The organism is Streptomyces sp. NPDC047028, assembly GCF_040644095.1.
GTDB lineage: Bacteria > Actinomycetota > Actinomycetes > Streptomycetales > Streptomycetaceae > Streptomyces.
In genome coordinates this window covers 109,739-120,651 of record NZ_JBEYVS010000027.1, presented here as the reverse complement: position 1 = coordinate 120,651, position 10,913 = coordinate 109,739, and the positions used below count along the sequence as shown (strand labels likewise).

Genomic DNA, 10,913 nt, shown 5'->3' with positions numbered 1-10,913 from the left:
GGCGTCGCCTCCGGCAACGGCAAGGGCCAGATCTTCGTCAAGGGCGAGGTCATCAAGACCGTCCCCGAGTCCAAGATCGTGGAAACCCTCATCGAAGAGGCCATGAAGCTCGCCGAGCAGACGAATTGAGGGCGAGTTGAGTCCACTATCAGCACGGACCGAGAGGGGGCCCGAGCGTGAGCATTCTGGAGAGCATCCGGGGACCACGCGACCTGAAGGCGCTGTCCGAGGCGGAACTCGGTGAACTGTCGGACGACATACGTGAGTTCCTGGTGCAGGCGGTGTCGCGGACCGGCGGCCACCTGGGACCCAACCTGGGGGTGGTGGAACTCTCCATCGCGCTCCACCGGGTCTTCGAGTCGCCGGTCGACCGGATCCTGTGGGACACCGGCCACCAGAGCTATGTGCACAAGCTGCTGACGGGGCGCCAGGACTTCTCCAAGCTGCGCGGCAAGGGCGGCCTGTCCGGCTACCCCTCCCGCGAGGAATCCGAGCACGACGTCATCGAGAACAGCCACGCCTCGACCGCGCTCGGCTGGGCCGACGGACTCGCCAAGGCCAACCAGGTGCGGGGGGAGCGGGGCCACGTCGTCGCGGTCATCGGCGACGGCGCGCTGACCGGCGGCATGGCGTGGGAGGCGCTGAACAACATCGCGGCCGCCAGGGACCGCCCGCTGATCATCGTGGTGAACGACAACGAGCGGTCGTACGCCCCCACGATCGGCGGCCTCGCCAACCACCTGGCCACCCTGCGCACCACCGACGGCTACGAGAAGGTCCTCGCCTGGGGCAAGGGCGTGCTCCTGCGGACCCCGGTCGTCGGCGCCACCGTCTACGAGTCCCTGCACGGAGCGAAGAAGGGCTTCAAGGACGCGTTCGCCCCGCAGGGCATGTTCGAGGACCTCGGCCTGAAATACGTCGGCCCGATCGACGGCCACGACGTCCTCGCCGTCGAGTCCGCGCTGCGCCGCGCCAAACGCTTCCACGGGCCCGTCCTGGTGCACTGCCTCACGCAGAAGGGCCGTGGCTACGAGCCCGCCCTCGCCGACGAGGAGGACCACTTCCACACCGTCGGCGTGATGGACCCGCTCACCTGCGCGCCGCTCGCGCCCGCCAAGGGACCGTCCTGGACGTCGGTGTTCGGCGACGAGATCGTCAGGATCGGCGAGGAGCGCGACGACGTCGTGGCGATCACGGCCGCCATGCTGCACCCGGTGGGCCTCGCCCGGTTCGCCGAGCGGTTCCCGGGCCGGGTGTGGGACGTCGGCATCGCCGAGCAGCACGCGGCGGTCTCCGCCGCCGGACTCGCCACCGGCGGACTCCACCCCGTCGTCGCCGTCTACGCCACGTTCCTCAACCGCGCCTTCGACCAACTGCTCATGGACGTCGCGTTGCACCGCTGCGGCGTCACCTTCGTCCTGGACCGGGCCGGGGTCACCGGTGTCGACGGGGCCTCCCACAACGGCATGTGGGACATGTCCGTCCTCCAGGTCGTGCCGGGCCTGCGCATCGCCGCCCCCCGCGACGCCACCCAGCTGCGCGCCCAGCTGCGCGAGGCCGTCGCCGTCGACGACGCGCCCACCCTGGTCCGCTTCCCCAAGGAGTCCGTCGGCCCGGACATCCCGGCCGTGGACCACGTCGGCGGCATGGACGTCCTGCACCGCGCCGACGACCCCCAGGTGCTGCTGGTCGCCGTCGGGGTGATGGCGCCGGTCTGCCTCCAGGCCGCCGACCTGCTGGCGGCGCGCGGCATCGGCTGCACGGTCGTCGACCCGCGCTGGGTCAAGCCGGTCGACCCCGCGCTGCCGGGCCTGGCCGCGGAACACCGGCTGGTGGCGGTCGTCGAGGACAACAGCCGCGCCGCCGGGGTCGGTTCGGCCGTGGCACTCGCCCTCGGCGACGCCGACGTGGACGTGCCGGTACGGCGCTTCGGCATCCCGGACCAGTTCCTCGCCCACGCCAAGCGCGCCGAGGTGCTGGCCGACATCGGGCTCACCCCGGTCGAGGTGGCCGGCCGGATCGGCGCGAGCCTCGCCGTCATGGACGCCGGCCGGGCGGGCGAGCCGAGACTCGAGAACCTGGAGAACACTCGATGACCACCGAGTTCGACCTCGGCGCACTCCTCGCCGAGCGCGGAGCCGAACGCTACGACCTGCACGCGCGGCACCTCAACCCGCAGCTCCCGCGCATGCTGCACACCATCGGCTTCGACAAGGTCTACGAGCGGGCCGAGGGCGCCCACTTCTTCGACGCGGACGGCAACGACCACCTCGACATGCTCGCCGGGTTCGGCGTGATGGGCCTGGGGCGTCACCACCCGGTCGTCCGCAAGGCGCTGCACGACGTCCTCGACCTCGACCTCGCCGACCTGACCCGGTTCGACTGCCAGCCGCTGCCCGGCCTGCTCGCCGAGCGGCTGCTCGCGCACAGCCCGCACCTGGACCGGGTGTTCTTCGGCAACAGCGGTACCGAGGCCGTCGAGACCGCCCTGAAATTCGCCCGGTACGCCACCGGGAAGCCCCGCGTCCTGTACTGCGAGCACGCCTTCCACGGCCTGACCACCGGCTCCCTGTCCGTCAACGGCGAGGACGGCTTCCGGGACGGCTTCGCCCCGCTGCTGCCCGACACCGCCGTCCCCCTCGGCAACCTCGACGCGCTCGCCCGCGAGCTGAGGAAGGGCGACGTGGCGGCCCTCATCGTCGAGCCGATCCAGGGCAAGGGCGTCCACGAGGCCCCGCCCGGCTATCTGCGCGCCGCGCAGGAACTGCTGCACCGGCACAAGGCGCTGCTCATCGCCGACGAGGTGCAGACCGGCCTCGGCCGCACCGGCGACTTCTACGCCTACCAGCACGAGGACGGCGTCGAACCGGACCTGGTGTGCGTGGCCAAGGCGCTCTCCGGCGGCTACGTCCCGGTCGGCGCCACCCTCGGCACGGACGAGATCTTCAAGAAGGTCTACTCGTCCATGGACCGCGTGCTCGTCCACTCGGCGAGCTTCGGCTCCAACGCCCAGGCGATGGCGTGCGGGCTCGCCGTGCTGTCGGTGATGGAGAACGAGCAGATCGTCGCGGGTGTGCGCAGGACCGGAGAGCTGCTCAAGTCCCGCCTCACCGCGCTGATCGACACCTACGAACTGCTCGCCGACGTCCGCGGCCGGGGTCTGATGATCGGCATCGAGTTCGGCCGGCCCAGCTCACTGAAACTGCGCAGCCGCTGGACCATGCTCCAGGCCGCCCGCAAGGGCCTGTTCGCCCAGATGGTGGTCGTCCCCCTGCTCCAGCGGCACCGCGTCCTCACCCAGGTCTCCGGCGACCACCTGGAGGTGATCAAGCTCATCCCGCCGCTGATCATCGACGAGGCCGATGTCGACCGCTTCGTCACCGCCTTCACCGCCGTGATGGACGACGCCCACAACGGCGGCACCCTGATGTGGGACTTCGGCAAGACCCTGATCAGACAGGCGGTCGCCAACCGCTGAGCCGGCGACCCGGGCCCGCGCCCCGTACCGACCCCGTGGGGCGCGGGGCGCGGGTGTTCCGGGACACCGGTCAGTAGTACCGGGACCCGGCGAACAGGACGACGGGCCAGGCGAAGCCGGTCACACCCAGGACGGTCCCGGTGGTGGCCATCCACATCCGGCCGACGCCACGCTGTGCGGAGTAGATACCCGAGAGGCCGAAGGCGAAGGCGAGTGCCCCGCAGATGAGCATCACGGGCAACAGCCCGAAGAAGAGCCAGGGACACAGGCCCGCCGAGGCCGCGAGGCCCAGTCCGAGCGAGGTGGGGCCGAACAGGACGGCAGGCGACTCGACTCCGTCCCGTGCGGTGCTTCCTGACATGCGCTCCCCTTTTTTTGAACGTGTTCAAAATTTGGGCCGAGCTTAGCAGGCGCTGCGCAGGGCGGGATCGGACTGGCAGGGGTTTGCCTCACAGGCAAGAAATTTGCCGATAGGGCAAGGCTCGGGCTGAATGGAGGCATGAACGCCTCAGACGCGGGCCGACCGGAACAGCCGGGCGGCGAGCTGTCCGCCGTAGCCCCGCAGTTGCGCGCCCTGCGGCGGCGTGCCGGCCTCACCCTGGAGGCCGCGGCGCAGGCCGCCGGGCTCTCGCCCGCGCATCTGTCGCGGCTGGAGACCGGGCGGCGGCAGCCCTCGCTGCCGATGCTGCTCGGGCTCGCCCGCATCTACGGTACGACGGTCGCCGAACTCCTCGGCGAGGCCCCCGCCGACCGGGACGCCGTCCTGCGCGGCGCCGACATGGAACCGACCCGGGCGGGCGGCTGGACCTACGTCCAGGCCGGAGCCCCCGGGCGCGGCATGCAGGCGCTGCGCGTCCAGGTCCCCTACGGCACCCAGGGGGACGTCGTTCGCGTCCACCCGGGCGAGGAGTGGCTGTACGTCCTGAGAGGCCGGCTCCGGCTGCGCCTCGGCGACAGCGCGCACCTGCTCGCACCCGGCGACAGCGCGCACTTCGACTCACTCACCCCGCACCGCCTCGCCGCCGAGGACCACGACGGCGTCGAGCTGCTGTTCGTCCACACCCTGCTGCAGAGCCCCACGGCAACGCTGTGCCTGGGCCCGCCGACCGGAGAGCTGCCATGAGCGACTACGAGGAGAAGTTCCCCCGATCCGTGTGGATCCGGCTGATCATCTACATCGCCGTCGGTCATCTCCTGGCCGCGTTCCTGTACCTGCTGTTCACGTTGGGCGCCAAGAGCTGAGATCAGACGGCGGCTGCTCAGTCCAGCAGGCGCTCGCGCAGCCGCTCCCTGGTGGGCGCGGTGAGCCCGAGGCCCTCCTCCAGATAGGTCTCGGTCCCGCCCCACCGCTCCTCGATGCTGTCGAAGGCCGCCGCCAGGTACTCGGCGCGCGCCTCGAACAGCGGGCTGAGCAGCTCCATCACCTCGGGGGTGTACGCCGTCTCGGCGCTGCCGCTGCGGTGGACCTTGTAGCGGCGGTGCCTGGCGTTGGACTCCAGGTAATCGGCGACGATCCCCTCGCGCTCCACACCCACGGCGAGCAGCGTCACGGCTATCGAGATGCCCGCGCGGTCCTTGCCGGCCGCGCAGTGCATCAGCGCGGGGACGCTGTCCTCGGCGAGCGCGTGCAGCACCCGGGAGTGCTCGGCGGTGCGGTCCCTGACGATCTGCCGGTAGGAGGCGATCATCCGGCCGGCCGCCTTGCCGTCGGCGAGGATCCCGCGCAGCTGGTCGAGGTCGCCGTCGCGGACCATCTTCCAGAACTCCGCGCCGTCCGCCGGGTCGCTCAGCGGAAGGTTCACGTTGCGCACCCCGGGGAGCGCGACGTCCGGCCCCTCCAGCTTCTGGTCGGCGGCGTTGCGGAAGTCGAAGACCGTGTGCAGGCCCAGCGAGGCGAGGAACGCGGCGTCCTCGGAGGTCGCGTGGGCGAGGTGCCCGCTGCGGAACAGCACGCCGTGGCGCACCCGCCGTCCGTCCCGCGCCGGCAGTCCGCCGACGTCGCGGAAGTTACGGACTCCGGCCAGCTCGGGCTCGGTCGACGGGACCTGCTGCGTCACGGGGGCTCCTCCCGGTCGGCGCCGCCGGCGCGGCTCGCCGACGGGCACCCGTCGACGATACGACATCGATTTCCTCGGGCAATGAGTTGTCCACAGGCATTGTCAGGGCGTACCTCACACCCGATGATGTTCGGGATTGATCGGTCCTGTTGACACCTGTGAGGTCTTGATGACGGAGATGGCGGAGATGGTGGAGATCGCCGAGCACGGCCGTACGTGGTTCCTGTCCGGCCCCGGCAGCAGCTATGCCCTCCACCTCACGGAGGCGGACGAGCTGCTCCACCTGCACTGGGGCCCGCGCATCGCCCTCGCCGACGCCGAGGCCCTGGCGGCGGACCCGCTGCCCGCGTACCGCCCCTTCGAGTCTCCGCTGGACGGCCGCGAGGAGTACCCCGTCGAGGGCGGCCCCCGCTTCACCCGCCCCGCCCTGTCCGTCCGCACCGGGGAGCGGCGCGGCACCGAGTGGCGCTTCGTGTCGTACGAGACGGACGACGACGTGCTGCGGCTGCGCTTCGACGACGACGGGCTCGCGATCACCCTCCACTACCGGATGCGCGGCGACGTCGTCGAGCGCTGGGTCGCCCTGCACAACGGCGGCCCCGAGCCCGTGGAGCTGCTGCGCGCCGACGCCGCCGCCTGGACCCTGCCCGACCGCGAGGGCTGGAGGCTCTCCCAGCTGCACGGCCGCTGGGCCGCCGAGTCCCTGCTCACCGGCGCGCTCCTCACCCACGGCGAGAAGGTCATCGGCAGCCGCCGCGGCCACACCGGACACCAGCACCTGCCCTGGGTCGCCCTCGACACCGACGCCACCGAGGAGCGCGGCGAGGTCTACGGCTGCGCCCTCGGCTGGTCCGGCTCCTGGCGGATCGCTGTCGCCCAGCTACCGGACGCGCGCGTGCAGATCACCGGCGGCGCCGGCCACGACGACTCCGGTCTGCTGCTCCTGGAGCCGGGCCGCTCGTACACCACCCCGGTCTTCGCCGGCCTGTGGAGCGACGGCGGCTTCGGCGGGGCCAGCCGCACCTGGCACGCCTACCAGCGCGCGCACGTGATCCCGGACGCGGACCGGGACCGGCCGGTGCTGTTCAACTCCTGGGAGGCCACCTTCTTCGACATCTCCGAGGAGCAGCAGGCCGCGCTCGCCCGGCGGGCCGCCGCCATCGGCGTCGAGCTGTTCGTCGTGGACGACGGCTGGTTCGGCGCCCGCACCAGCGACCGGGCCGGACTCGGCGACTGGACGCCCAACTCCGACCGCTTCCCGCACGGCCTGAAGCCCCTCGCCGACCAGGTGCACGGCCTCGGCATGCAGTTCGGCATCTGGGTCGAACCCGAGATGGTCAACCCGGACAGCGACCTCTATCGCGCACACCCCGACTGGGTGCAGTACCAACCGGGGCGAAAGCGGACGGAATTCCGCAATCAGCTCGTCCTCAACCTGGCCCGCGAGGATGTCCAGGAGTACCTGTGGGAGCAGCTGCACACTCTGCTCTCCAGCGCACCCGTCGACTATGTGAAGTGGGACTTCAACCGCTGCTTCACCGACGCCGGCTGGCCGGGGGAGCCGTATCCGCAGCGCCTGTGGACCGACCACACCCACGCCCTGTACGCCCTGCTGGACCGGCTGCGCGCCGCGCACCCCGAGGTCGCCTTCGAGTCCTGCTCGGGCGGCGGCGGCCGGATCGACCTGGGGGTGCTGAGCCGTACCGACCAGGTGTGGACCTCCGACAACACCGACCCGCTGGACCGGCTCGCCATCCAGTACGGGTTCAGCCAGGTCCACCCCGCCCGGGTCATGGCCGCCTGGGTCACCGACAGCCCGAACACCCAGCTCAACGGCCGGGTGAGCAGCCTGCGTTTCCGGTTCGTCAGTGCCATGGCGGGAGTCCTCGGCGTCGGCGGCGACCTCACCGGGTGGAGTGAGGAGGAGCTGACCGAGGCCCGCGCCTGGGTGGACCTCTACAAGGAGATCCGGCCCGTCGTCCAGCACGGCGACCTGTACCGGCTGCGCCCACCGGCGGGCGGCCTCAGCGCCGTCCAGTACGTCCTCGGCGACGAGACCGTGGTGCTCGCCTGGCTCCAGTCGCAGCGTTACGGCCAACCGGTCCCGGCCCTGCGGCTGCGCGGACTCGACCCGGCCGCGTCGTACGAATGCCGTGAAACGGGCGAAGTGCACCGAGGTGCCGTCCTCCTGCACCACGGGCTGCGGACCCGGCTGCGCGGCGATCTCGATGCGACGGTTCTCCGCCTGCGTCGCATCTGAGCCTTCTGTCCGAATTTACGGCTTCGTTCCAACTCGCTGTGGAATAGGGGGAGGTGGGTGTGGCGTGCGTGAGGAGCGTCATAGTGGTGACCGACCGTCGCACGTCATGCTCACGTAATGTCCGGGCGCCCGGCGGCAATTGAGGCGAGCGAGAGCGCGGACATGCACGCACGGTGACCGCGCTTTCAGGTATCCGATCATCCGAAACGGCGGAGGCGGGAACCGGCTCCTTGTCGCAGTGCGTCCCGCTCGCTTACGTTCGCCACCAATTCCGGACGGAACGCCGAATCCTGCCGCCGCCCGGAGTCCCCACACACATGACCCGTGTACGGCAGGAGCGGGGGACCCACCAGGTACGACTGCCTGTCCCGGTCTCCGCGACAGGCTCGGGGTGAAGCCGCGCACCGCGCGGCCGGGCAGCTCCAGCCCGAACCCGACAGCTCACCTCGCAGGCGCCGGAGAGGAATGCGCCATGCCCGCGAAGGGTAAGCACCGTCGTCCCAAGACCCAGCGTCTGACCCGCTCCATCGCCGTCGCCGGAACCGGCGGCGCCGCCCTCGCCCTGCCGCTCGTCGGGGCCGCCGGAGCCCACGCCGCCACCCCGCAGTCCGGTTCCGCGCACGTCGCCCAGTCCCTCCCGGCCGCCAAGGACACGGCGACGAAGGCGACCGCCGCGAAGCCGGCGGCCGCGCACCGCGCTCCGGGCGTCCGCACCTACACGGTGAAGTCCGGCGACTGCCTGGCGAAGATAGCCGACGCCCATGACGTCCGCGGCGGCTGGCACCGGCTCTACGACGACAACCGGCAGGTCGTCGGCGACGACCCGTCGCTGATCCACCCCGGCCTGAAGCTCACGCTCGGCAAGCGCGCGACGGCGACACACCACCCGTCCTCCGACGCGCACTCCACGACGCCGTCCACCCACCCGTCCAAGCCGCAGACACAGACACAGTCGAAGCCGCAGACCCCGCCCACGGCCACCACCCCCTCCACCGGCTTCACGCTCCCGGTGACCGGCGCCACCATCGGCACCGGCTACCACGTGGCGGGCAGCATGTGGTCCAGCGGCTACCACACCGGCGTCGACTTCGTCGTCCCGACCGGCACCACCGTCAAGTCCGTCGCCGCCGGCACGGTCGTCTCCGCGGGCTGGGGCGGCGCGTACGGCAACCAGGTCGTCGTCAAGCTGAACGACGGCCACTACGCCCAGTACGCCCACCTCTCCCAGCTCTCCGTCTCCGCCGGGCAGAGCGTGACGGAGGGACAGCAGCTCGGCCTGTCCGGCGCGACCGGCAACGTGACCGGACCGCACCTGCACTTCGAGATCCGGACCACCCCGGACTACGGCTCGGACATCGACCCCGTCGCCTACCTCCGCCAGCACGGGGTCACCGTCGGCTGACCCGGAGTATTCCTGAATGGCAAATGAATAAGCAGTGGGACTTCTCACCGTCCGTCAACCCCCGCCTACGGTCGCGTAAGTCACATCCGAAGGTGAATCATGGTCCGACGTGGCAGACGATTCGAAGAGTGACAACACATCGGTGATCGGGTCGATCGGGTCGTACGTGGCGGTGGGGGACAGCTTCACCGAGGGCGTCGGCGACCCGGGGCCCGACGGGGCGTTCGTCGGCTGGGCCGACCGGTTCGCGGTCCTGCTCGCCGACCGGCGGCCCGAGGGAGACTTCCGGTACAGCAACCTCGCGGTGCGCGGGAAGCTGCTCGACCAGATCGTGGCGGACCAGGTCCCCAAGGCGCTCGAACTCGCCCCGGACCTGGTCTCCTTCTGCGCCGGCGGCAACGACATCATTCGCCCCGGCACCGACCCGGACGAGGTCGCCGAACGCTTCGAGCGGTCCGTGTCCCGGCTGGCCGAGGCGGCGGGCACGGTCCTCGTGACGACCGGTTTCGACACGCGTGGCGTCCCGGTGCTCAAGCACCTGCGGGGCAAGATCGCCACGTACAACGGGCACGTGCGGGCCGTCGCCGACCGGTACGGCTGCCCGGTGCTCGACCTGTGGTCCCTGAAGTCCGTGCAGGACCGCCGGGCGTGGGACGACGACCGGCTCCACCTGTCGGCCGAGGGCCACACCCGCGTGGCCCTGCGCGCCGGCCAGGCCCTCGGCCTGAAGATCCCGGCCGACCCCGAGCAGCCCTGGCCGCCCCTGCCGCCCCGCGGCACGCTGGAGGTCCGCCGCGACGACGTGCACTGGGCCCGCGAGTACCTCGTCCCGTGGATCGGCCGCCGGCTGCGCGGCGAGTCCTCCGGCGACCACGTCACGGCGAAGGGCACGCTGTCGCCGGACGACATCAAGATGCGAATCGCGTCGGTGGCCTGACACCCCCACTCACCGAGCCCCGCGGCGCCCGACCGGCGCGCCGCGGGGCACCGGCCGGCCCTCCCCGCGCGCACCGAGGGACGTCAGCCCTTCAGAGCCTCCTGGTCCAGCCCGAGTTCCCTGGCCAGTGCCGCCTCGCCCCACTCCTGCGCGCGGGTGCGGGGCACGCCGCCCGGATAGGAGGTCAGCTGGACGGCGAGTCCGTCCAGGAGGGCCGTCAGACGCAGGGCCGTACCTTCGGGATCGGCGCACGCGAACTCGCCCGCGGCGACGCCCTCGGCGATGACCGTGGCGATCGCCGCCTTCCACTGCCGGTCCAGTTCCCGGGTGACCTCGCGCAGAGCCGGCTCGCGCAGTGACACCGCCCAGCCCTCGATCCACAGCCGCCAGCCCTTGGCCGCACCCGACGGCGCGTACCAGCGGACGGCCGACCGCAGCCGGCGCACCGCCGACGTCCGCCGGCCCAGCAGCCCCCGCAGGTGCGCGAGGTCGCCCTCCGCCGCGTGCGCGAACGCGGCGGCGACCAGCTGCTCCTTCGTGGAGAAGTGGTACAGCACCAGCGCGTTGCTCACCCCGAGCGCGGACGCCACGTCGGCGATCCTGAGCGCCGCCACGCCCCGCACCTCGATCTGCTCGACTGCCGCGCGCAGCAGCTCCTCGCGCCGCTCCGCAACGCTCAACCGCACTCTCGCCACCCGGCCACCCTAATCCGTCACCAGTGCGACACCGACCGTGTCCGGCCAGTGGCGGGGACGTTGCGGGCGGGGCGCCGTCGGTCT

The 10,913-nt window shown here is 71.6% G+C and carries 10 protein-coding genes, 1 pseudogene and 1 riboswitch; of the genes and pseudogenes, 8 read left to right on the top strand and 3 right to left on the bottom strand.

Translation table 11 applies throughout. The features are described from left to right. The 3 genes and pseudogenes from ABZ854_RS23905 to ABZ854_RS23895 all read left to right on the top strand — a co-directional run. A pseudogene (locus tag ABZ854_RS23905) lies at positions 1–129 on the top strand (4-hydroxy-3-methylbut-2-en-1-yl diphosphate synthase); the annotation flags it as partial. A 47-nt stretch (positions 130–176) separates the two neighbouring features. Beyond that, positions 177–2,096 (top strand): 1-deoxy-D-xylulose-5-phosphate synthase, encoded by a 1,920-nt coding sequence (gene dxs, locus ABZ854_RS23900; RefSeq protein WP_361214200.1) that lies wholly within the window; start codon positions 177–179, stop codon positions 2,094–2,096. Then, positions 2,093–3,478 carry an aspartate aminotransferase family protein gene (locus ABZ854_RS23895; protein WP_361214198.1) on the top strand — a complete coding sequence of 462 codons (1,386 nt, stop codon included), beginning with the start codon at positions 2,093–2,095 and terminating at the stop codon, positions 3,476–3,478. Before dxs ends, ABZ854_RS23895 begins: the two co-directional genes overlap by 4 nt. A gap of 70 nt (positions 3,479–3,548) precedes the next feature. Here the strand turns inward: ABZ854_RS23895 and ABZ854_RS23890 are convergent, their stop codons facing one another. Next, a complete protein-coding gene (locus ABZ854_RS23890) occupies positions 3,549–3,839 on the bottom strand; it encodes a hypothetical protein (protein ID WP_361214196.1) in 291 nt (96 codons plus the stop codon). A gap of 138 nt (positions 3,840–3,977) precedes the next feature. On the opposite strand from ABZ854_RS23890, the gene ABZ854_RS23885 reads away from it, so the two are divergent. Further along, the gene (locus ABZ854_RS23885) at positions 3,978–4,601 is read left to right on the top strand and encodes an XRE family transcriptional regulator (protein WP_361214195.1); all 624 of its coding nucleotides are present in this window, start codon (positions 3,978–3,980) and stop codon (positions 4,599–4,601) included. Beyond that, positions 4,598–4,720 (top strand): DUF6126 family protein, encoded by a 123-nt coding sequence (locus ABZ854_RS23880; RefSeq protein WP_361214193.1) that lies wholly within the window; start codon positions 4,598–4,600, stop codon positions 4,718–4,720. The genes ABZ854_RS23885 and ABZ854_RS23880 overlap by 4 nt, the downstream gene beginning before the upstream one ends. Positions 4,721–4,737: 17 nt before the next feature. Here the strand turns inward: ABZ854_RS23880 and ABZ854_RS23875 are convergent, their stop codons facing one another. After that, positions 4,738–5,535, bottom strand: coding sequence for a tyrosine-protein phosphatase (locus ABZ854_RS23875; protein WP_361214191.1), 798 nt, complete (start codon positions 5,533–5,535; stop codon positions 4,738–4,740). 187 nt (positions 5,536–5,722) lie between these two features. Between ABZ854_RS23875 and ABZ854_RS23870 the strand changes: the two genes are divergently transcribed. The 3 genes from ABZ854_RS23870 to ABZ854_RS23860 all read left to right on the top strand — a co-directional run bounded on the left by ABZ854_RS23870 (position 5,723) and on the right by ABZ854_RS23860 (position 10,134). Further along, on the top strand, positions 5,723–7,795 hold the full coding sequence (locus ABZ854_RS23870; RefSeq protein WP_361214209.1) for an alpha-galactosidase: 2,073 nt from the start codon (positions 5,723–5,725) through the stop codon (positions 7,793–7,795). A 271-nt stretch (positions 7,796–8,066) separates the two neighbouring features. Beyond that, positions 8,067–8,263: riboswitch (cyclic di-AMP (ydaO/yuaA leader) on the top strand. Positions 8,264–8,267: 4 nt separating this feature from the next. Beyond that, positions 8,268–9,197, top strand: coding sequence for a LysM peptidoglycan-binding domain-containing M23 family metallopeptidase (locus ABZ854_RS23865; RefSeq protein WP_361214189.1), 930 nt, complete (start codon positions 8,268–8,270; stop codon positions 9,195–9,197). Positions 9,198–9,306: 109 nt separating this feature from the next. Then, positions 9,307–10,134, top strand: coding sequence for an SGNH/GDSL hydrolase family protein (locus tag ABZ854_RS23860; protein WP_361214187.1), 828 nt, complete (start codon positions 9,307–9,309; stop codon positions 10,132–10,134). A gap of 83 nt (positions 10,135–10,217) precedes the next feature. Here the strand turns inward: ABZ854_RS23860 and ABZ854_RS23855 are convergent, their stop codons facing one another. After that, complete coding sequence (locus ABZ854_RS23855) at positions 10,218–10,829, bottom strand: TetR/AcrR family transcriptional regulator (protein WP_361214185.1); 612 nt, start codon at positions 10,827–10,829, stop codon at positions 10,218–10,220. Between the last annotated feature and the right edge of the window lie 84 nt (positions 10,830–10,913).